The following is a 20,494-nucleotide window of genomic DNA, read 5'->3' as shown; positions in this document are numbered from 1 at the left end:
GTGATCTGCTTCCGGGGGGTGGGGGCGGCGCCGCTTGCGGCCCGGGGGGCGGGGGGGTTCTCCCGAGTGCCCGGCTCGGGCGGCCGGCGGGGGGTGGGGGGGGGGGGGCGGCCCGCCGAGCCGGAGGTGCGCGTGGGCGGCGCCTGGCAGCGCGTCGGACACACCGAGCTGGTCAAGCTGGTCGCCGACGAACTGCGCCGCCACACGGGTGTGTCCAACCACGAACTGCCCGCCGAGATGATCGACAGCCGGGACGTGGTCGCCGCGCTGCTCACGGCACGCGCGCGTGCGACGCCGCCGGACGACCCGTATCTGCGCTCCGAGCAGTCCCTGCTCACCGGCCACCCCTACCATCCGGCTCCCAAGGCGCGCGGCGGCGGCCCGGTCGCCGCCTGGCTGCCGTACGCCCCCGAGGCGCACGCCCGCTTCCCGCTGACGCTGCTCGGACTGCGCGAGGACGCGGTCGTCGAGGAGGGCGACACCTCCGCCCTGGACGGCCTCGGCGACGCCCCGCCCGGCTACCGGCTGCTGCCCGCCCACCCCTGGCAGCTCGACCTCGTGGACCTCGCGCCGGCCTTCGCCGACGGCCGGCTGATCCGGCTGGGCACGACCGGTTCCGACGCCTGGCCGACGGCCGCGATCCGCACGGTGTACACCCCCGATCACGACCTGTTCCTCAAGTTCAGCCTCGACGTGCGGATCACGAACGACATCCGCCGGCTGTGGCGCCACGACCTGCTGGAGCTGCGCCGCACCGACGCCGCCGCCACGGCCGCCTTCGCCGCCGGCCGCGCGGCCTGGCTGAGCGACCGCGGTTACCGCACCGCCGACTTCGCCTTCGAGGAGCTCGCCGTCCTGGTCCGCGACGGGCTGCGGGGCCACCTGCTGCCGGGCGCGGCCCCGCTGCTCGCCGCCGGGCTCGTCGAGGGTTTCGAGGGGAGCCCGCTCGACGGTGTCGAGGATCCGGCGGCGTGGTGGGAGGCGTACCTGGCCCAGGTCGTGCCGCCCGCCCTCGCGGCCTTCGCCGAGCACGGCGTCGTAGTGGAGGCGCACCTGCAGAACACGCTGGTCGCCTTCGACGCCGACGGCACCCCCGCGCAGGCGCTGTTCCGGGACGCCGAGGGCGTGAAGCTGCTGGCGGACGTGTCCCGGGCGGCGGGCTGGGAGCGGCTGGTGTACTGCCTGGTCGTCAACCACCTCGTGGAGATCGCCGAGGCCCTCGTCGAACGCCACCCGGCGCTGGCCCCCTGGCCCGCCGTACGCCGCGAACTCGCCCGCCACGACCTGCCCGAGGTCGCCGGCCTGCTCACCGCGCCCACCCTCCCCGGCAAGACGAACCTGCTCCTGCGCTGGAGGAACGCCGACGGCGCGGACGCCCGTTACCGGCCGCTGCCGAACCCGCTGGCCGGGCCGTGACGGCACCGACAGCGCAAGATCACCAAAACCGGCGCGTCAAAGGCGGTTTTTGGCTTTTCTTGCTTAACCTTCGTTTTATTCGTAAGGATTCGACTCAAAACGGTCGAATTCCCCTCACCTCCACCGGAGATGGCATGCACAAGCTTCGCAAGGCCGCCGTCCTCGCCGCCGCCCTCACCAGCGTCGGAATTCTGACGGCCGGCACCGCCCACGCCGACGGCCGGGGCCACGGCCCCCAGGGCAACACCTACAAGGTCCAGCAGAGCACCCAGTGCAAGTCCCACGACCTGAACATCAGCATCCTCGGCGTGGTCGGGCTGCTCAACGGCGTGCTGGGCAACGCGCTCAACGGAGAGGGCGACGCCGGCAGCCAGGGCACCCGCCTCGGCTCGACGATGGGCTGCAACAACAGCGCCTTCTAGGCGAGAGCCTTCCTGTCGCTGCCGAAGGTCACAGGCGGCCGGCCGATGGCCGGCCGCCTTGTGGCTTTCCCTCGGTAACTGGCACCAGGCATGCAGGTCGCGGAACGAGACGCCGGGCGGCTCACCCGGCGCCGGAACCGTGGCCGTCCGATCCCGACTGGCCGGCGATGACATAGGTGCGCAGGTCGTCGGCGGTCTGGGCCATGTGGGCGTGCATCGCCCGCCGTGCCTTGTCGGGGTCGCCCGTCTCCAACGCCTGGAGGATCAGGACATGGTGGGCGATGGCATGCTCGCGGATCTCCGGGATGGCCGAGGTCTCACGCCGGCCTTCGATCAGCAGTCGCCCGAAGGGTTCGAAGAGCAGGGGGATGAACGCGTTGCCGGCCGCCCGCATGACCACGTCGTGGAAGGCGATGTCGGCGTCGACGAACATCTCGGTGTCCCGCGCGGCGGCCGCCGCGCGCATCTCGTCCAGCAGGCGGCGCAGCTCGTCGAGGTCCTCGTCCGTGCGGCGGCGGGCGGCGAGTTCGACCGCGCCGATCTCGATCATCCGCCGCGCCTCGATGAGCCGCTCGGAGACGACTCCGCCTTTGGCCCGGGGGGCGGCGGTGGCAGCCCGGATCATGGGCTCCAGGGCCGTCCAACGGTCGGGAGGGTTGACGAGGGTGCCGCGTCCCCGCACGACACGCACCACGTTCTGCGAGCGCAGCACCTTCACCGCCTCGCGGATCGTCAGCCGGCTGGCCCCGTACCGGACGGCCAGCTCCCCTTCCGGGGGCAGCATGCTGCCAGGTGGGTGATCACCTTCGATCACCGCGGTGAGCAGTCGCTCGGCGATCTCGTCGGACAGAGACACTCGGTTTCTCCCCCTACTCCGATCCGGACCCTGGTCCGATCCGGACGTCGGACGTCAGATGTTACCGGGCCGTCGTTTCGACGACGCGAACCACCGCTTCCACGGAGGTGCCGTGCTCGCCCTGGCGGAGAGCCGTCCGGTCGGCCAGGGCGTCGACGATGGGCAGGCCCCGGCTCCGTTCGTCCGGATCGGCCGGCCGGCGGCAGGCGGTGGTCTCCGGCGGCGGGCAGGTCGCCGGTGGTCCGTAGTCGGTCACGGTGATGCTCAGGACGCCGTCGCTCAGGGCGAGCGACACCGTCATGTCCGCTCGCCCGTGTCGGGCGGCGTTGGCCGCGAGTTCCCCCACGATGAGGGCGGCGCAGTCCCGGCCGTCCTCCGTGACGTGCCAGTGGCCGAGGACGGCCCGTGTGAAGCGGCGCGCTGCGCGACGACAGTGGGGGAGTGGCCATGGCCGCAGCGGCCGTCCTGCTCGCCGGGCACCTGGTGCTCAGCCGCACCCGCTTCGGCCGGTACGTCTACATGACGGGCGCCAACCCCAAGGCCGCCGAACTCGCCGGCGTGCCCGTCCGCAGAATCACGCTCTACGTCTTCATCATCTCCGGTGGCCTGGCCGCCCTCGCGGGGCTGCTGAACATCGGCCGCCTCGGCTCCGCGCAGGCCACATCCGGCGACGACCTGCTCCTGCCCGCCACAGCCGCGGTGGTGCTGGGCGGCACCAGCCTGTTCGGCGGAGTCGGCAGCATGAAGAACACGCTGGTCGGCCTGCTGCTGTACGGCGGCGCAGTCGGCGGCGGCGCCGGCGAAGGCCGCCTGACGACGCAGGGGTGGCGGGCGGGTACGGAGGCCCGCATCCTCCCCCCACCGGACAACCGTTCCCAGCACAGCGACAGCGAAGGAGTCCGACATGCCACCGACCCTCCCGGGTCCCTTCCGCTTCATCGACCTGTCCCTGCCCCTGGGCCGGGACATGCCCTGCACCTGGCCGGGCGCCGTGCCCTTCTCCCACCAGGTCTGGAACTGGTTCGCGCCACGCGAGGAGGCGAGCACCGCAGGCGGGCCCTACAGCACGCACTTCATCATGATCGACGAGCACTGCGGCACCCACATGGACGGGGCCACCCACTTCATCCCGCCGCCGGACAGCGGTCTGCCCTGGGCCGGGCCCCTGGGCGAGGAGAGCACCGAGCGGATCGCGCTCGAGCGGCTCACGGGTGAGGCGAGGGTCGTCGACGTACGCGCGTTGAACGACGAGGACGTGCCCGACGGCTACAGCCCGCGCATCGAGGTCGCCCGTCTGGAGCGGTTCGAGGAACTGCACGGCCGGTTCGAGGCGGGTCAGGCGGTCCTCTTCCAGGGCGGCTGGGACCGGCACTACCTGCCGGGCGCCGCGGGGCACCGCTACATGGCGGGCCCGCTGACCCTCCGCGACTGCCCGGGCTGGCCCGCGCCCACCCCCGAGGCCATGCTCCACCTGTACGACCGGGGCGTCCGCCTGATCGGAACCGACGCGCCCAGCATGGGAGCGGTCGACGACGGCGCACCCGTGCACTGGGCGGGACTCTCGCGCGGCATGCTGTTCATCGAGGGCCTGTGCGGTCTGGATCAGGTGCCCGAGCGCGGCGGGCTGTTCGTGTTCATGCCGCTGAAGGTCGAGCGCGGAACGGGCGGGCCGGGCCGTGCGGCGGTCCTCGTGGACGCGTAGGCCGCGGGTATTGACGCGTCTTCCCCCCGGTGCCATTGTTTGCCCACACATAGACATCAGATGTCTGACGTCAGATGGTGACCATCCAGTGAAGAGGGTTCCCGCCATGTCGCTCTCGGACGACCTCGCCGAGCAGTTGCTCACCGCGATCATCGACGGCCAGTACCCCCCGGGCTCCGCCCTCCCGCCGGAGGCAGAGCTCTCGGAGCAGAGCGGGGTGAGCCGTCTGACCGTGCGTGAGGCGGTCAAGCAGTTGCGCGCGCAGAACGTCGTCAGGGTGGTGCGCGGCCGGGGCACGTACGTCAACCCGCCGGACCGGTGGACCGCCCTGGAGCCGGTGGTGCGGGCTGCCTCGCGCACCGCGAGCGGCGCCCTGTCGGAGCGGCTGATCGAGGCCCGCCGGCTCATCGAGAACGGCGCGTGCGAGCTGGCCGCCTCACGCCGCACCGAGGAGGACCTGGATGCCCTGCGTCAGCACCTGGCGGTCATGCGCGAGGCCGCCGACGCGGGCGACACCGAGCAGTTCGTGCAGGCCGACATCGACTTCCACGACACGGTGATGCGGGCCACGGGCAACCTGTTCGTCCCGCTGCTGTTCGAGCCGTTCGGTCCGCTGCTCGTCGAGGGGCGCCGGGAGACCTCGGCCGTCCCCGAGATCCGTACGAACGCCATCGCCCACCACGAGAGGGTGCTCGCCGCGCTGGAGTCCGGCAGCCCCGAGGCCGCCCGAGCCGCCATGGACGGCCACATGAACCAGACCGCCGACGACCTGCGCACCCATGTGATCAAGCGCGACCTCGACTGACAATCCCCCCCGACGCCCCGTTCAACCCCCTGTAAGAGACCAGGAATTCGCCATGTCCCTACCCCTCCATGCCCAGACGCGACCTGTCCCCGAGGCCGCGGTGCTGGAAGGGCTCCCTCCGGTCCGCGAGGTGAGCGCCGCCGAGGTGGCCGCCCGCATATCCGGCGGACCCCGTCTCGCCGTCCTCGACGACGATCCCACCGGCACCCAGACGGTCGCCGACGTCCCGGTCCTGACCTCCTGGACGGTGGACGACCTGCGCTGGGCGCTGCGCCAGGACAGCGCCGCCTTCTTCGTCCTCACCAACACCCGCAGCCTGTCGCCCGAGGACGCCGACGCCCGCAACCGCGAGGTGCTCCGCGCCCTGCACACGGCCTCGGCGGCCGAGGGCACCGGCTACGTCCTGGCCAGCCGCGGCGACTCGACCCTGCGCGGTCACTTCCCGCTGGAGACCGACGTCCTCGCCGAGGAGCTGACCGAGCTGGGCGTCGGCGCTCCGGACGGCGTGGTGCTGGTGCCCGCCTACATCGAGGCCGGCCGGCTGACCGTCGACTCCCGCCACTGGATGCGGACGCCCGACGGACTGCTGCCGGTCGGCGAGAGCGAGTTCGCCCGCGACGCCACCTTCGGCTACCGCAGCTCCGCGCTGCCCGAGTGGGTCGAGGAGAAGACGGGCGGACGGGTGCCCGCGGACGAGGTCCTGCGCATCACCCTCGACGACCTGCGCGGCGGCGGCCCGGCGCACACCGCGCGGCTGCTGTCCTCGCTGCGCGACGGACGGACGGCCGTGGTCGACGCGGTGTGCGACGACGATCTGCGGGTGCTGGCCCTGGCCCTCGCGCGGGCCGAGGAGAACGACACGCGGCTGCTGTACCGGGTCGGGCCGTCGTTCGTCAGGGCCCGCGCCGGACAGGCCGGGCGGGCACCCCTGACCCCGGCGGAACTGGGCCGGCTGGTCGGGGACGCGCCGCACGGGCTGATCGCGGTGGGGTCCCATGTCTCCCTGACGACACGGCAGTTGGAGCGGCTGCGGGAGCGCGGCGGGATCACCGAGCACGAACTCGACGTGGCCCTCCTGCTCGACGAGGAACGACGTGACGCCCACATCGCCGAGGTCGCGGCCGCGGCCGCCGAAGCGCTGGACTCCGCCGACGCCGTGATCCGCACCTCGCGCACCCTGGTGACGGGCGCCGACGCCGACGACAGCCTGGCGATCTCCCGCCGCGTCTCCGCAGCGCTCGTGGAGGCCGTGCGCCAGGTCAACGCCACCCGCCGGCCCGCCTTCGTCATCGCCAAGGGCGGCATCACCTCCAGCGACACCGCCACCCACGGCCTCCGGATCCGCCGCGCCTGGGCCCGCGGCACGCTCCTGCCCGGCATCGTCTCGCTGTGGGAGCCCGTGGACGGCCCCGCCACCGGCATCCCCTACATCGTCTTCGCCGGGAACGTCGGCGGCCCCGACGCCCTCGCCGACGCCCTCGACCTGCTGCGGAGCGCGTGATGCCGCTGTACGGAACCGACGCTCTGAAGGAGGCGGCGGCCGCCGGCCAGGCCCTGCCCGGGTTCGTCGCCTACAACCTGGAGACGGTCCAGGGCATCAGGGCCGCCGCCGAGGCCGCCGGGCGGCCCGTCCTGATCCAGGCGGGCTCCAGCCCCTTCAAGCACGCCGGACGCGAGGCCCTGATGCGGCTGGCACTGGACGCCGCCGCACACTCCACCGCCCGCCTCGGCGTGCACCTCGACCACAGCCGCGACCTGGACGAGATCACGGCCTGCCTGGAGGCGGGCTACACCTCCGTCATGGTCGACGGCTCCGACCTGCCGTTCGCCGAGAACATCGCCCTGACGAAGGAGGCGGTCCGGCGGGCCCGTGACCACGGCGCCTGGGTGGAGGCCGAACTCGGTGCCCTACCGGGTGACGAGGACGTCTCCACCGACGCCGTCGCCCGGTCCACGGCGATGACCGATCCACGGCAGGCGGCCGAGTTCGTGGCCGCGACGGGCGTGGACGCGCTCGCCGTCGCCGTCGGCAACGTCCACGGCTTCACCAAGGACCCGGTCCGCCTCGACCTGGACCGACTGGCCGCGATCCACGAAGCGGTACCGGTCCCGCTCGTCCTGCACGGCGCCAGTGGTCTGCCCGTCGAGGAACTGCACGGCGCCCTCGCACGCGGCGTCGCCAAGGTCAACGTCAACGCCGAACTGCGCCGCGCCTACCTGGAGGCCGTCCGCGCGGCCCTCCCCACCGCGCTGCCCGGCGCCGACGTCGTCTCCCTGTGGGCCGCGGGCCGCGACGCGGTCCGGGATGCCGCCCTGGAGGTCATCGGCCGCCTGAACCCCCGAGCCGAGCCAGAAGACTGACCCCGCAGCGCACCGCATCGCAGCACACCCCCATCGCACCTCACGGCACCGCATCGCACCCCCTCGCGAGCCGCCTGAAGTGCCGCAGGCCCTTGAGCCATCCCCTCCCACGACCTCCCACGAGCCGGGCCCGCGCACACCCTTCCCTCGGCGGGCCTTCCGCACGCCCGGCAGCCGACCCGCTTGTCCCCTCCGACTCCCAGGAGCCGAAAGATGTCTGTCCGTCACCGTCCCCATACGGCCGTCATAGGTCTGGGCGCCATGGGACTTCCCATGGCGCGCCGACTGGCCGGCGAACTGCCCGTCTCCGTCTACGACATCGCCGCCGACCGGCGGGCCGCCCTGGCCGCCGAAGGCGCCCGCGACACCGCGTCCCCGGCCGAGGCCGCCCGTGACGCCGACGTCCTCGTGCTCGCCGTACGCGACCAGGCACAGGTCGAGGGCGCGCTGTTCGGTCCGGACGGCGGCGCCGCAGCCCTGCGCCCCGGCGCGGTCGTGATCCTCACCAGCACGGTCGGCCCCGAGGCGGCGCGAAGCACCGCCCTGCGGCTGGCCGAGCGCGGTGTGCTGACCGTGGACGCGCCGGTCAGCGGTGGCCCGGTGCGGGCCGGCAACGGTGATCTGCTGATCGTCGTGGGCGCCGAGGACCCGGCCCTGGAGGCGGCCCGGCCGGTCCTCGACCTGCTCGCCTCGACGCTCACGGTCGTCGGTCCGCGCCCCGGCGACGGCCAGGCGATGAAGGCCGTCAACCAACTGCTGGCCGGTGTGCACATCGCGGCCGCGGCGGAGGCGATCGCGCTCGCCCGCGGGCTCGGGCTCGACCCCGGCACGGTCGTGGACAGCCTCAAGCAAGGGGCCGCCGGTTCCTTCATGTTCGCCGACCGCGGGCCGCGCATGGTCCAGACATACGGCGAAGGACCCGAGCCCGAGGTCAAGTCGCGGCTCGACATCTTCGTCAAGGACATGGGCATCGTCACCGGCATCGCCAAGGACGCCCATGTCCCCGTGCCCCTGGCCGCCGCGGCCGAACAGCTCTACCTGCTCGGCGAGCGCGCCGGGCTCGGCGCCCGCGACGACTCCTCCGTCGTCACCGTCCTGTCTCCCAAGTCCCCGGAAGGAGAGGGAAGATGAGCCACACCACCCTCCTCGCCATCGCGGTCGCCGGTGTGGCGACCCTGCTCCTGCTCATCCTCAAGGCCAAGGTCCAGCCCTTCGTCGCCCTCGTCGTCGTCAGCGTCGGCGTCGCGCTCGCCGCGGGCGTGCCCGCCGCCGACCTGGTGAAGACCATCGAGGACGGCATGGGCGCGACCCTCGGCCACATCGCCACCATCATCGCCCTGGGCGCGATGATCGGCCGGATCATCGAACTCTCCGGCGGCGCCCACGCGTTCGCGCACTCCCTCATCGAGAAGTTCGGCTCCCGCCGCACCCCACTCGCCCTCACCGTGGCCGGGTTCGTCCTGGGCATCCCGGTGTTCTTCGAGGTCGGCCTGATCATCCTGATGCCGATCGCGTACGGAGTCGCCCGCGCCTCCCGCAAGCCGCTGCTGGTCTACGCGCTGCCGATGGGCGCCGCGATGCTCACCGTGCACGCCTTCCTGCCGCCGCACCCCGGTGCCGTCGCGGCCACCGAGGCGATCGGCGCCAGCCAGGGCCTGGTCCTCCTGATGGGCATCCCCGTCACGGCCGTCGTCGTCCTGCTCGGTCACCTCCTCTCCCGTCGCCTCACCCGCCGCGAGTACCCGATGGACCCGGCGGTGTACGCCGAGGTGTACGGCGAACCCGGCGCCGACGCCGGCACACCCGGGCGGGCGGAGACGAGCCCCCCGACCTCGGACGGCGGCCACGCCACCGCCGTGCTGACCAAGCCCGCGCCCTCGGGCACCGACGTCCGGCCACCCTCCTTCGGCATGGTCCTGGCGCTGATCGTCACCCCGATCCTGCTGATCCTCCTGGGCACCATCGGCGAGAACACCCTCCCCGAGGGCTCCACCCCGCGTGCCGTCCTCACCGTCCTCGGCGCCCCGATGGTGGCACTGCTCATCGCTGTCGCCCTGTGCGGCTACTTCCTGGGCGCCCGCCGCGGCTGGGACCGCGCACGCATCGCCGAGGTCATGGGCTCCGCACTGCCGCCCGTCGCGATGGTGATCCTGGTCGCGGGCGCGGGCGGGGTGTTCGGCAAGGTCCTCGTCGCCAGCGGCATCGGCGACGCGATCGCCGACGTCCTGGAGAGAACCGGCCTGCCCGCGCTGCTGCTGGCGTTCCTGACGTCCCTCGCCCTGCGCGCCGCCCAGGGGTCGGCGACCGTCGCCCTCATCACCACCGCCGGCATCCTCACCCCGCTGCTGCACCGCGCCGACCTGTCCACCGGTCAGCTGTCGCTGGTGGCCCTGGCGATGGGCGCGGGCGCCCTCGCGCTCTCCCACATCAACGACGCCGGGTACTGGATGTTCACCAAGCTCGCCGGTCTCGACGTGGCCGCGGGACTGCGCACATGGACGGTCCTGACGACCGCCATGGGATGCGCGGGCTTCGCCCTCACCACGGCGCTGTGGCCGTTGGTGTGACCGAAGGGCCCGACCGCGAAGCGACCGCCGTACCGGCGGTCGCTTCGCCTTTCATGGAAAGTGAAGTGAGGCCGGCTGTCACACTCGGTTAACGCTGTCCCATCGATCGCGAGGCTGGGATGTCGAAGAATCTGGGAAAATGCTGACAGAGGTCACCGCAACCCGTTACATCACGCCCTCGCGTGAGGGCGGCTCGGTGCCGGGGCTCGTCGAGGCCGACGACCTGGGGACGTACGTCGTCAAGCTGTCCAGCTAGGGCGCGTATCGAGCCGTGATCAATCTGCGGGACTTGCCCTCGCGGCGGGCCCCGATCCGTAGATCGTTTTGCGTGACGCGAGTGCAACTGACAGATGAGGAGTGGGAGTTCATCGGCCCGTACCTGCCGATCGGCGAGTACGGGCGCGTACCCCGAGCGGCTGCGGCAGCACCGCGATCGAGGAGGCCGCCGCCGAGGAAGAGAAGGCCGGGTCAAAGGGGGCAGCCGCGAAGAACAAAGCGGGCAGGACGCCGAAGCCGATGCCGAGCGGGACGAGCGACGACGCATCCGGCGTCGGCAAAAGCGCCGACTGAAGGCCGCCCTCCTCGGACGTTCCAGGGGCGGGCAGACCAGCAAGGTCCACCTCGCTGCCGACCGCAAGTGCCGCCCGCTGGCGTTCGTCCTGGCCGCTGGACAAGCCGCTGACAGCCCGCAGTTCATCCCAGTGCTGGGAAGGATCCGCGTACGCGGTCCTGTCGGCCGCCCGCACCCGGCCGGACGCGGTCGCCGGGGACAAGGCATACTCGCCCCGCGGCAACCGGGCCCACCTGCGTAAACGCCGCATCAAGGCAGCCATCCCGGAGGAGTCGGACCAGGCCGCCAATCGGAAGAAGAGGGGCTCCAGGGGCGGCCGGCCCGTCAGCGACGACGCCGACCTCTACAAGGAGAGGAGCACGGTCGAGCGCCTGATCAACAAGCTCAAGTCCTGGCGGGGCATCGCCACCCGATACGACAAGACCCCGGACAGCTACCTCGCCGGACTGCACCTGCGCGCCTGGATGATCTGGATCAAAGATCTCACCCGAGGCACCCCCTGATCACAGCCCTGTCGCGCCCTAAGGGCGGACGTAAGGCCGAGTCATGACCTCCATGTTGTGACCGTCCGGGTCGTCGAAGTAGGCGCCGCGACCACCGAATAGACGGTTGATCTGGCCGGGTTGGGTGTGGCTGGGGTCGGCGTAGTAGGTGACCCCGACCACCTCCAGACGGGTGATAACGGCGTCGAACTGCTCGTCAGGGACGAGGAAGGCGTAGTGCTGCGACTGGATCGGCTCGTCCCTCTTCTCGTAGAAGTCGAGCGTCACGCCGTTGCCAAGGTCGACGGGCAGGAACGGCCCAAACGGGGCGCCGACCTTCAAGCCCAGGACCGCGGCGAGGAACTCGGCAGACAGGTGCCGGTCGCTTGCGTAGATGGCAGTGTGGTTCAGCTGCACGCCGGCCGCCGACAACTCGGCTTCATGCGGGTACTGCTGGTCATAGGACATCAGTGGTGTGTCTCCGGTCTTGGGATCCGCTGGAATGGGGCGCCGCATGCGGGCGCCGGGAGCTAAGACACGGAGAAGGGGGCGGGCCTCTTGCCCGCCTCGTGCTCACGCCGAGGCCGGGAACCTCACTCGTGCGTGGCCCATGGCCGACCCGGCAGTCACCCGACCGAGCCTAGTGACCATCACAGGCGGGGGCAACATCGTTTCTTGGCCATGCCCGGTCGCGGATCGAGCCGCTGTGGCGTCATAGCGGGTCGTCACGGCTCTGCTGATCACGACCCGATACGCGCCCTAGTGGCGGCGGTGACGGTCTTCTCAGTGGTGGGGCTGACGATGGCGGTCTCCCAGGCGTCGTGCTCGACGAGGAACTGGTCGAGGATGGCCTCATGGTCGCCGGGGTCGGCGCCGTTGGCGGGAACCGTTTCCGTTCGCCGGACGGGCTGTTCGGGCTGTGCGGCGGCCGGTGCGCCGAGCGTGATGCGGGCTTCGGCGGCCTGGCGCTCGGTGTCGGTCATGGAGGTGGGGCCGGGGCGCATGGTGTCGCCATGGAGGCGTTCGAACGTGGCGAGGGCCTGGGCGGGCGAGTCGAAGGTGTCGGCGATCTGCCGCAGGTGGTTCTCACCCCCATGGAGGTAGTCCACGGAGCAGTCGTCCAGGTCCAGCAGGCCGGCGCGGCGAAGCTCGGCCAGCAGGGCAGCGTGCGCGATGTGGCATTACGGAGTGGGCCGACTCCGAAGCCCGGGTAGAGGGGGCGGGGCAGTCACAGCGGCGTGAATGGCGCGCGCCCCTGGCTGGGGGCGCGTCCTCGCCTCACCTGCCCGGCCTCGGCCTCGGCCTCGGCCCCGGCCGTGGCCGTCCTGTCCGTCTGCGGACCAAGACCACGACGAACAACAGCCCGGCGCCCACCAGCACCGGCAGCAGCTGGCCTCCGGGGATGCCGGACGAATCCCTGCTGGACTGCACGGAGTTCTGGCCCTCGTCGCTGCCCTCGGCGCCGTAGCCCTTGCCCGAGTTCTTGTCGCCCTTGTTCCGGGAGCTGCCCTTGTCGGCAACCGAGTTGTCGCCGCCCATCCAGATCTGCGAGCCGTTGGCGGAGGGGCGGGCCTCCAGAGCGGACCGGGCGGTGTCCTGCTGCATGCCCGCCCAGCGGTCGCGGAAGGCGTCGGCGGAAGCGACCTTCTGCAGTTGGAGCCGGGAGAGGTCAACGCCGCCGTAGATGTAGGTCTGCGTGTAGATGTAGTTGCCCTTGCGGGTGCGTTCGGTGACCTTGAACTCGCCATGCTTGTACGAGTGCACGTAGGCGTCGAAGGTGTCGCGCGGCTTCCACTTGGTCCGTGTCTCCCAACGGCTCACGTCGCCTCGGTCGATGAGGTCGCCGTATGTGGACGGGCTGTGGGTGTCGCGTTCGCGATACCACTCTGCGGCGACCCTGGAGAGATAGACGCGGCGCAGATCGGCGTACTGCGATGCGTGGTTCACGGCCCTCTCGATGCCGGGCAGGATCAGGTCCCGGAACGTCTTCTCGTTGCGTTCCTCGGACCCAGGGTCGCTGCGGTCCTCGCAGGAGGCGGCACCTGCGCTGCCCTCCCCCGAGAGGTGCTGCGACTCCATCTTCACCTTCAGCGGCGCGTCGAGGATGTAGAGCTGGTCGCCCTGCTCGTTGACGCGCGCCTGACCGGGCACGATCCAGGTGCGGAACGACATGCACTTGCCGCCGATCCGGTTCCAGAACTTCTTGCCCAGCTCGGTCTTGGGGTGGATCAGGGCGGCCGTCGTCTTCTTCAGCTGGAGGTCGGCCTGGAGCAGGATGCGCCCCACGTCGGTGCGGCCCAGGTCCGCGTCGACGATACGATCCGGCTCGGTCGGGTTGAGGTTCACCCAGAACGTGGAGCGCGGCATCGACAGCCACACGAAGAAGGCGTCCGAGCTTTCCTTGGCGGCCTTTACGCCCGCCGCCGAGTTCTTCTCGTTGCTGGTGCCGCCGGGGCCGGCGCTGAAGGCGTACTGCAGTCCCTTTCCGGAGTCGGAAAGGTAACGCAGCTCCAGGGTGGTGAAGTCGATGCCGCCCGGTGCGGAGGCCGGATCGGCGAGGGCCTTCGCCAGGCCGCTGCTGCGCGGTGCGGAAGCGCCCTCGTCCTCGTCGCAGGGTTTGGAGCGCAGAGGAGCGGAGCGGGTGAAGACCGCGGGGTTCGCCAGGGCGGCAGACGAACTTGCGTGCACCGAGGCGTTGTTGACTGCGGTGCCGGGGCACGGGGCGGCCGGGACCTTCAAGGTGTCCTTGGTCGCCTCCTGGTACCCCTTCTCGCGCCGCTGCTCCTCCCCGTACTCTTCTCTTGCCTTGCGGATGTCCTTGCCCAGCTGTAGCCAGGTCTCTTCGTTGCGCCGGGATGCGATCTTCTTGTACTTGGCGTTGATCGCCTTCACCGCCCGTTCCCGGGCCTCGTCCGTGGTGTGCTTCTTCATCGCCACGGCGATCTTCTGGTTGCGCTCGGAGACCTCGGCGTCGGTGAGGTCGTAGTCGTAGGAGTAGAAGCGGCGGGCGCCGCCGTCGACGAGCTCGCGACACTGCTGGCAGTAGGCCCGCTCCGAGGCCCAGGTGAGTTCGCCGAAGGAGGCATCGGCGTAGTCTGGGTCGGCGCTCAGGAGTTCCACGGCGCGCAGTACCAGGGTCTCGGAGTGGCTGCCGGGGTCGGTGGTCTCGTCGGAGTTCTGGCGCTTGGGAAAGCTCATCCCGCCGACCATCAACAGGTGGTCGAGGCCCGCGTCGCGCACGTGCTGGTATGCGCCCTCGGGCAGATAGTCGCGAAACTCGAAGAGGTCGACCTTCCGGTAGACGACCAGCGGCCCGCTGCCCTGGGGCGGGTTGCCGACGATGGCGTCCAGTTGCTCCTCGCTCAGACCGGTCGGGTCGACGAGGGCGAAGGCCACGTTGGACCACTCGCTGAACGCCCTGCCAGGCTGCCCCTTCTCCATGGCGAGCCGAATCATCAGCAGCTCTTTCATGAGCTTGTCGTCGTAGTACGGCAGCTTGCCGCTGCCCGGTACGCCGGCTGGCAGGGCAGTCGCCGAGGCGGGTGCGGCGGCGGTATCCGGGCGGCCCGCGCCGGAAGCTGACGCGAAGGCCGCACTGCCCGCCAGCGGGAGGGTGAGGGCGAAGGCAGCGGTGATGGAGCTGACGGTTGTCGTCAGGCGGTGCCGAGTACGGTGAGTCACGCAGACACATCCCCCGTATGCGCGGTGAGTTTCGTGATGAAAGTGCCCGTTCCAGCTGGTGGCTCAATGACCGTTGCCAGTGCGGATTGTGATGTCACGGAAGGCGTCTACGGTTCCGGTTCGAGGCTGTAGGTGTCAAGAACTACATCCACGCTGTTCACGCAGCATGCCGGTACTCGTGCAGAAGGCCGCCGAGACGATCACGTCGCTGTACAAGGACGGCGGCACGTAGCAGGCCCTGGGACGTCCCGTGGGCAGGACGGCGAGGGCTTGGTGGCTGTGGCGGAGCGGTGGCTTGCGACGACGGGGACCGCGCTGGTCGGAGTGGTGGTGCTGTCGTTCCTGGGTGAGAGTTTGCGGCTCGCTTCCCTCGAACCGGTTGTCTCTCTCCACTGAGGCTCCCCAGCGTCCGGCCCCTGACAAGCTGGGACCTCCGACGATCTCTACGACGAAGAACTGGCAGCACATGACAGTGGCTCAGGGCATATGGCGGCGATCGCAACAGCCCTGGCCGGAGTGCCCTTTGTTGGACTACTTGCCGTGTGGGCGACAGGGGGCACGGGGACTACCGCCTGGCCGCGCACGTTCACGGCCGATGGCTCGGCGTTGGTCTGCCAGCGCCAGCGAGAGGAGACCCATGACACAGAGTGGCGAGTCACGCTGGTCGCGTTCGACCTGGCTTCGGGTGAAGAGACCGACCTCCTGCCCGACTTCGACAATTGGCCGTGGCCAGGACGGGCGGTCCTCTCGCCGATCCGTGGGGACGCCACTCTGTGGTTCACCGGCGACGAGCCGGGCCACTGCCCGATCTTCCGCCGCGACGCGGACGGCACGATCACCCGCCTGACCGCCTCCGGCGCCTACGCCTCGCTCTGCGTGTCGCCCGATGGGACCACCCTCTATGCACTGCGCAGCACGATCGACAGTCCGCCTCGAGTGGTCCGGCTGGACGCCGTCACAGCCGATCAGCAACCCGCCTTCCTCAGGGCCCCCGGCGCCTCGACTCGCTTCCCGACACGCTGGCCGAAGTGCACGTCGAGGCGGACGATGGTTTCCCGTTGCGCGCCTGGCTTGCTCTGCCCGAGGGTCCCTCGGCCCAGCGCCCAGCGCCGCTGATCATCATCCCGCACGGTGGACCACAGATGTCCTGGAGCGCCTGGACGTGGTTGTGGAACCCATGGCCGTTCGCGGCCCGTGGCTACGCGGTGCTGCTACCGGATCCGGCGCTGTCCACCGGCTACGGGCAACGCCTCCAAGAGCGCGGCCGGGACCAGTAAGGCGGTCAGCCCTACCGTGATCTCATCGCGCTGACGGACGCGGCACTGGCACGCGACGACCTCGACGCGACCCGAACCGGCCTCGCCGGCAGGTCCTACGGAGGCTACTTGGCCAACCGGGCCGCGACCCTGACCGACCGCTTTCAGGCGATCGTCTCTCACGCCGGGATGTGGAACCTGGAAGCGTTGCAGATCGACACGGACATGCACGCATACTTCCGGAAGATCTTCGGCGACCCGCGGACGCGGCGCGACCGGTACGAAGCCAACTCGCCCCACTTCCACGCGGCGAAGGTGACGACGCCGATACTGATCGTGCACGGCGGCAAGGACCACCGCGTCCCGATGGGCCAGGCACTGAGCCTGCACAGCGATCTGCAGCGGCTCGGGGTGCCCGTGCCCGTCAGCTTCCTGCACTTCCCGGACTGGGGCCACGCCATCGCGGCGCCGAACCACATCCGCATCATGTACGAGACGGTGCTGAACTTCCTCGACCATCATGTCCTCGTACAGGAGTGGCGCCGCCCCGCCGTGCTTTAACTGATCATCGCCATGCCCGAGGGATCGGAGAAGGGAGCGTTCCGCTGTGACGCATGCTGACGAGGAAGAAGTGCTGGCCAGGATCGCCAAGGGGCTCGTATACACCGAGTCGGAAGCGGCATTCCAGGCCCCTCGGCGTCGCACCGAGCAGATCTTCGAGTACAACCACACACCACCGAGCGAAACGGAGAAGCGTCGATCGCTGCTCGTCGCCATCTTCGGCTCGGTCGGTGAACGCACGGTCCTGCTGCCGCCGTTCCACGCCGGGTTCGGCAGCAACGTCTACATCGGCGACGACTTCTTCGGGAACGTGAACCTCACGTTCGTCGACGACGTGGACATCCGCATAGGCAACGGTGTCATGATCGCCCCCAGCGTGACCCTGACCACGACGGGACACCCGCTGCATCCCTCGCGACGCGCTGACTTCGGGCGTTTCTCGGAACCGATCGTGATCGAGGACAAGGTGTGGATCGGTAGCAACGCGGTGGTCCTGCCCGGTGTTCGCATCGGATACGGGTCGGTCATCGGCGCCGGCAGCGTCGTCAGCCGCAGCATTCCCCCGATGACCGTCGCGGTCGGAACCCCTTGCCGGGTGGTCCGCCCCATCACGGACGAGGACCTCACCACACGTACCGCCGGGCATTAAACCACCGAAAGCTGTGCCAGCGCCTCGTTCAAGTGATGCTCGGCAATTCCCTGCATGAACGCCCGGTCGGGGAAGTCCCCGTCGAGCAGCCGGAGCGGCCCCGCCGTCAGTGACAGGTGCTGGGTGAGCTTGTAGAGCGCGAGTCGGTCCTCGTCGAGGTCCTCCACCGCCAACCGCCGGTACTGGTCCTCGGAGTGGCGGAGCCGCAGGAACACGTGCTCCCACTCGACGTCGAAGTACAGCAGCTCCTCGATGTCGATCACGACGGGGTTACCGTCCCGGTCCACCAGCACGTGGTCCAGCCCCAGCTCGCCATGGACGATCGAGTACTCGGCTCGGGGCCGCACCGCCGCGGCCAGTTCACGCAGCCGCTCCTCCAGCCTGCCGCGGGTCTCCGCGATCCTCCGGTCACGGGACGCCGCCTCGGTTAGGCAGCGCAGCGCGAACTCGAGCGCTGCCTCCTCGCACGACGCCGCCTTGGACGTTCCCCCCTTGTCGATCTGGGCCACCTTGCCGAACGACGGCGCTCGATGGCGTCGCATCGCCGCCAAGGCATCGGCGAGGCGGGCCATCGTCGGCTCTGCGGCACGCGGGTCGCGGTTGAACAGATCCATCAGGTCCTCGCCGGGGAAGTCCTCCACGATCGCCAGGTCGGCCGGGTAGTGGGTACAGTCGCGGTCGACCAGGTGAACCTCGGGGACCCGCACGCCGAGCGAGGCCAGGCGCGCGTGGCTGGCCTCGAACAGGTCAAGTCCGACACCGGGAGAGAACGGGTCGGTGAGGTCGCCATCGCCCTCAGCCGCCGGCCAGTAGTTCTCCGACTCCTGCCACAGGTAGGCGATCGCCGTCGTGGCATCGTCCATCGTGAGGCGGTATACACCCTTCGTGGTGCCGCCGGCGAGCCGCTCGATCGCCTCCAGCCTCCGCCCGCGACCCAGTGCGGCCCGGGCCGCCCCCGCCAACTGGTCCGGTGTCACTTTCCGAGGTGCCACGTCCACAACCCGCCTTTCCGGCTCGACAGCCCGGGCACCCTACGCGATCAACCTCTCGGCGCCGAACGGATTGTTCCGAGACCTCGACCATCCAAGACAGGTTTCTGGGGATTGCAGGGTGCACCCGAATGCGAGCGCCGCAGCCCGGGACCGTCCTGCTCGATGGTGCAAGTGCATGGGCCTGCACGTACACCATCCGGATGATGTTCTTCCTGCGACTCCTGGCCCTGCTGAGACACCAAACTCTGCCTGACAACGGGGTTCTGGGCTTGCAACCCACGACTGCCATGTGGACCCGTCTGGCCGACCTCGCCGGGTGGCCTGGCCGGCACCTCGACTCCTTCCAGGACGCCTTCTGGGCTCCCCGGAACGCGTACGACGCAGGGGAGTTGAGTGATCTCGCCTACTGGGGGAAGGTGCTCGGCCATCACCCCCGGCCCGCGGCGGTGGCTGCGCACCCTGCGCGCGGCCGATACCGCCATGTGGGCGCGCACTGACCCGCGCGTCCTCGACATCCTGTGCCGCGCCCGGGCCGCGGGGCTGACGATGGTGCTGTTCTCCAACGCCCCGGCCCACCTCAGCGACGTTCTGGATGCCACTGACTGGCGGCGCGAACTGATGACCGGCGCCTTGTACTCGGCCCGTCTGGGCCTGTGCAAGCCCGATCCGGCCGCCTACGAACACGCCCTGTCCGCCAACGGCGTCGCTGACCCAGCGCGTGTGCTGTTCGTCGACGACCGCGAGGACAACTGCCGGTCCGCCGCCGAGCTTGGCCTGCGCACCCTCCACTGCACCGGCCAACGCGCAGATCTGGAACAGCAGTTGCTGCCCGCCCTGGCGGACAGCGCCGATTCCTGACCCCGCACCGCGCTGCTCACCCCCCAGACTCACCCCCAGGACCTTTGTGCCCGATACCGAAGAGATCGACGGCGACGTCTACGTCTCTCCCCGCTACCTCGCCGGCAGCACCGCCATCGCAGACCCTGCCCTGGATCCGCTCCTCGCGCTCGGCTTCGACCTGCGTCACGACGACCTCGGAAACGCCTACGTCACCGCTCCCGACCACCGCGTCCGACTTGGATTCCTGCCCGAGGGGGACGACGACGGGCTGTGGCGGATCAGCTCCTCACCGGCCAGTCAACCTCAAGACCGCACATCACGACCTCCTGGCCCGGCTCACCGCAGCCTGCCGCGAGATGACCCAACTGGCCGCCAGCATCCGGGGCTTCGCCGAACTCCTGACGCCTCGCGATGGAAAAGCCGACGGGCTCTCGCGCTGGATCGTCCAAGTCCGCGCAATCGGCCTGCCTCATCTGCACTCCTTCACCCGGGGCCTGGACCGTGACCACGACGCCGTGATCGCCGCGCTCACGCTCCCGTACAGCAGTGGCCCCACCGAGGGCGTCAACACCAAGACCAAGCGGATCGCGCGCCAGATGCATGGACGAGCAGGCTTCGCCCTGCTTCGCCACCGCATCCTCCTCGGATGGCGGCACATTCCGTCACCACCAAATGTGAGCCAGGGCCGTTGATTGAATGCCATCCAGCCCCGTTTCACAAGCGCACAACATTGCATCGTGCGCTTCGCTCCCACCGCGGCGTCCTCTGGGCTGTCCAGGGCCGACGTGATGCAATGAATCTTGCCATTGCCAGTGGCCGAGGGCCGCTGGCATGTGCGCGGCCCCCTGCGGCTCACCAGCCCTGCAAGTGGCCCCTCCCCGCCACGCCCCACAAGGGAGAGGCGTCATGATCATGATCGTTTCCAGGCAGGTGTGCCCGCCTGCGAACGCTCTTTATTACTTGGTGACGGCCGCCGTGCGCCCAGTGCATTGCGGTGAACCTCGACCGGATCCGCCGCCGAGCCGCGCATCAAAGTGTCCTGCCGAAGAACGGTTACCGGGCGGGCGGCGTCAAGGTGCCGGAAGACCTGCCCTGGCGCAGGGGGGAGAGCCTCGGGTAGTCACCCTGACGAGAGTCTCGGCCGGCAGCGGCGACCACCGCAGTCCTCATCGCGGAGACACACAGCAGAGCCGGTGCTCCCATTGCGGAGCGTCGCCGCCATGCCGGGGAAAGAGCACCGCAGCCCCAAGGGGAGGCTGGTTGGTACCCTCGCGCGCTTGCGAACGGGCTTCTTCCGAGACCACCGCGAACGCAGAAGTGAGGGAATGGCGGG

The 20,494-nt window shown here is 70.3% G+C and carries 15 protein-coding genes and 6 pseudogenes; 15 read left to right on the top strand and 6 right to left on the bottom strand.

Going from position 1 to position 20,494, the window contains the following annotated elements; translation table 11 throughout:
- Positions 1 to 108: 108 nt before the first annotated feature.
- Positions 109 to 1,416, top strand: a pseudogene (locus ABZ078_RS37065) (IucA/IucC family protein); the annotation flags it as partial.
- Positions 1,417 to 1,550: 134 nt separating this feature from the next.
- Positions 1,551 to 1,838, top strand: a complete 288-nt coding sequence (locus tag ABZ078_RS37060) for a hypothetical protein (protein ID WP_356582794.1) — start codon at positions 1,551 to 1,553, stop codon at positions 1,836 to 1,838.
- Positions 1,839 to 1,959: 121 nt separating this feature from the next.
- Here ABZ078_RS37060 and ABZ078_RS37055 read toward each other — a convergent pair whose 3' ends face one another.
- Together ABZ078_RS37055 and ABZ078_RS37050 are read right to left on the bottom strand one after the other, a co-directional pair.
- Complete coding sequence (locus ABZ078_RS37055) at positions 1,960 to 2,694, bottom strand: FadR/GntR family transcriptional regulator (protein ID WP_356582792.1); 735 nt, start codon at positions 2,692 to 2,694, stop codon at positions 1,960 to 1,962.
- Between the two features lie 61 nt (positions 2,695 to 2,755).
- Positions 2,756 to 3,151 (bottom strand): ATP-binding protein, encoded by a 396-nt coding sequence (locus tag ABZ078_RS37050; protein WP_356582802.1) that lies wholly within the window; start codon positions 3,149 to 3,151, stop codon positions 2,756 to 2,758.
- Between ABZ078_RS37050 and ABZ078_RS37045 the strand changes: the two are divergent.
- The 8 genes and pseudogenes from ABZ078_RS37045 to ABZ078_RS37010 all read left to right on the top strand — a co-directional run.
- Positions 3,142 to 3,459 (top strand): annotated as a pseudogene (locus ABZ078_RS37045) (ABC transporter permease); the annotation flags it as partial. The gene ABZ078_RS37050 and the pseudogene ABZ078_RS37045 overlap by 10 nt on opposite strands.
- A gap of 139 nt (positions 3,460 to 3,598) precedes the next feature.
- Positions 3,599 to 4,396 (top strand): cyclase family protein, encoded by a 798-nt coding sequence (locus tag ABZ078_RS37040; protein ID WP_356582790.1) that lies wholly within the window; start codon positions 3,599 to 3,601, stop codon positions 4,394 to 4,396.
- A gap of 106 nt (positions 4,397 to 4,502) precedes the next feature.
- A complete protein-coding gene (locus ABZ078_RS37035) occupies positions 4,503 to 5,201 on the top strand; it encodes a FadR/GntR family transcriptional regulator (protein ID WP_356582788.1) in 699 nt (232 codons plus the stop codon).
- 52 nt (positions 5,202 to 5,253) lie between these two features.
- Entirely contained in the window at positions 5,254 to 6,702 is a 1,449-nt protein-coding gene (locus ABZ078_RS37030) for a four-carbon acid sugar kinase family protein (protein ID WP_356582786.1), read from the top strand.
- On the top strand, positions 6,702 to 7,562 hold the full coding sequence (locus ABZ078_RS37025) for a class II fructose-bisphosphate aldolase (protein ID WP_356582784.1): 861 nt from the start codon (positions 6,702 to 6,704) through the stop codon (positions 7,560 to 7,562). The genes ABZ078_RS37030 and ABZ078_RS37025 overlap by 1 nt, the downstream gene beginning before the upstream one ends.
- Before the next feature lie 213 nt (positions 7,563 to 7,775).
- On the top strand, positions 7,776 to 8,693 hold the full coding sequence (locus tag ABZ078_RS37020) for an NAD(P)-dependent oxidoreductase (RefSeq protein ID WP_356582782.1): 918 nt from the start codon (positions 7,776 to 7,778) through the stop codon (positions 8,691 to 8,693).
- Positions 8,690 to 10,129, top strand: coding sequence for an SLC13 family permease (locus ABZ078_RS37015; protein ID WP_356582780.1), 1,440 nt, complete (start codon positions 8,690 to 8,692; stop codon positions 10,127 to 10,129). The genes ABZ078_RS37020 and ABZ078_RS37015 overlap by 4 nt, the downstream gene beginning before the upstream one ends.
- Positions 10,130 to 10,457: 328 nt before the next feature.
- Positions 10,458 to 11,203 (top strand): annotated as a pseudogene (locus ABZ078_RS37010) (IS5 family transposase).
- Between the two features lie 18 nt (positions 11,204 to 11,221).
- On the opposite strand, the gene ABZ078_RS37005 reads toward ABZ078_RS37010, so the two are convergent.
- The 3 genes from ABZ078_RS37005 to ABZ078_RS36995 form a co-directional block, all read right to left on the bottom strand.
- Entirely contained in the window at positions 11,222 to 11,650 is a 429-nt protein-coding gene (locus ABZ078_RS37005; protein WP_356582778.1) for a VOC family protein, read from the bottom strand.
- Positions 11,651 to 11,922: 272 nt separating this feature from the next.
- Positions 11,923 to 12,291, bottom strand: coding sequence for a hypothetical protein (locus ABZ078_RS37000; RefSeq protein WP_356582776.1), 369 nt, complete (start codon positions 12,289 to 12,291; stop codon positions 11,923 to 11,925).
- Between the two features lie 169 nt (positions 12,292 to 12,460).
- The gene (locus tag ABZ078_RS36995) at positions 12,461 to 14,863 is read right to left on the bottom strand and encodes a hypothetical protein (RefSeq protein WP_356582774.1); all 2,403 of its coding nucleotides are present in this window, start codon (positions 14,861 to 14,863) and stop codon (positions 12,461 to 12,463) included.
- 1,301 nt (positions 14,864 to 16,164) lie between these two features.
- Between ABZ078_RS36995 and ABZ078_RS36990 the strand changes: the two genes are divergently transcribed.
- Both ABZ078_RS36990 and ABZ078_RS36985 read left to right on the top strand, forming a co-directional pair.
- A complete protein-coding gene (locus ABZ078_RS36990) occupies positions 16,165 to 16,680 on the top strand; it encodes a prolyl oligopeptidase family serine peptidase (RefSeq protein ID WP_356582800.1) in 516 nt (171 codons plus the stop codon).
- A 46-nt stretch (positions 16,681 to 16,726) separates the two neighbouring features.
- The gene (locus ABZ078_RS36985) at positions 16,727 to 17,329 is read left to right on the top strand and encodes a sugar O-acetyltransferase (RefSeq protein WP_356582772.1); all 603 of its coding nucleotides are present in this window, start codon (positions 16,727 to 16,729) and stop codon (positions 17,327 to 17,329) included.
- Here the strand turns inward: ABZ078_RS36985 and ABZ078_RS36980 are convergent.
- Positions 17,326 to 18,306 carry a phosphotransferase gene (locus ABZ078_RS36980; protein ID WP_356582798.1) on the bottom strand — a complete coding sequence of 327 codons (981 nt, stop codon included), beginning with the start codon at positions 18,304 to 18,306 and terminating at the stop codon, positions 17,326 to 17,328. The genes ABZ078_RS36985 and ABZ078_RS36980 overlap by 4 nt on opposite strands.
- Positions 18,307 to 18,524: 218 nt before the next feature.
- On the opposite strand from ABZ078_RS36980, the pseudogene ABZ078_RS36975 reads away from it, so the two are divergent.
- The 3 pseudogenes from ABZ078_RS36975 to ABZ078_RS36965 form a co-directional block, all read left to right on the top strand.
- A pseudogene (locus ABZ078_RS36975) lies at positions 18,525 to 19,179 on the top strand (HAD-IA family hydrolase).
- A 46-nt stretch (positions 19,180 to 19,225) separates the two neighbouring features.
- Positions 19,226 to 19,447: pseudogene (locus ABZ078_RS36970) on the top strand (hypothetical protein); the annotation flags it as partial.
- 34 nt (positions 19,448 to 19,481) lie between these two features.
- A pseudogene (locus tag ABZ078_RS36965) lies at positions 19,482 to 19,853 on the top strand (transposase); the annotation flags it as partial.
- Between the last annotated feature and the right edge of the window lie 641 nt (positions 19,854 to 20,494).

The organism is Streptomyces sp. NPDC006385 (genome assembly GCF_040612485.1).
GTDB lineage: Bacteria > Actinomycetota > Actinomycetes > Streptomycetales > Streptomycetaceae > Streptomyces.
The sequence above is the reverse complement of the archived record's forward strand: the minus strand, read 5'-3'. Positions and strand labels throughout refer to the sequence as shown.

Coding starts and splice junctions, on each gene's coding strand:
- ABZ078_RS37040 (WP_356582790.1), top strand. CDS start 3,599: ATGCCACCGACCCTCCCGGGTCCCTTCCGCTTCATCGACCTGTCCCTG.
- ABZ078_RS37025 (WP_356582784.1), top strand. CDS start 6,702: ATGCCGCTGTACGGAACCGACGCTCTGAAGGAGGCGGCGGCCGCCGGC.
- ABZ078_RS37035 (WP_356582788.1), top strand. CDS start 4,503: ATGTCGCTCTCGGACGACCTCGCCGAGCAGTTGCTCACCGCGATCATC.
- ABZ078_RS37060 (WP_356582794.1), top strand. CDS start 1,551: ATGCACAAGCTTCGCAAGGCCGCCGTCCTCGCCGCCGCCCTCACCAGC.
- ABZ078_RS37020 (WP_356582782.1), top strand. CDS start 7,776: ATGTCTGTCCGTCACCGTCCCCATACGGCCGTCATAGGTCTGGGCGCC.
- ABZ078_RS37005 (WP_356582778.1), bottom strand. CDS start 11,650: ATGTCCTATGACCAGCAGTACCCGCATGAAGCCGAGTTGTCGGCGGCC.
- ABZ078_RS37030 (WP_356582786.1), top strand. CDS start 5,254: ATGTCCCTACCCCTCCATGCCCAGACGCGACCTGTCCCCGAGGCCGCG.
- ABZ078_RS37015 (WP_356582780.1), top strand. CDS start 8,690: ATGAGCCACACCACCCTCCTCGCCATCGCGGTCGCCGGTGTGGCGACC.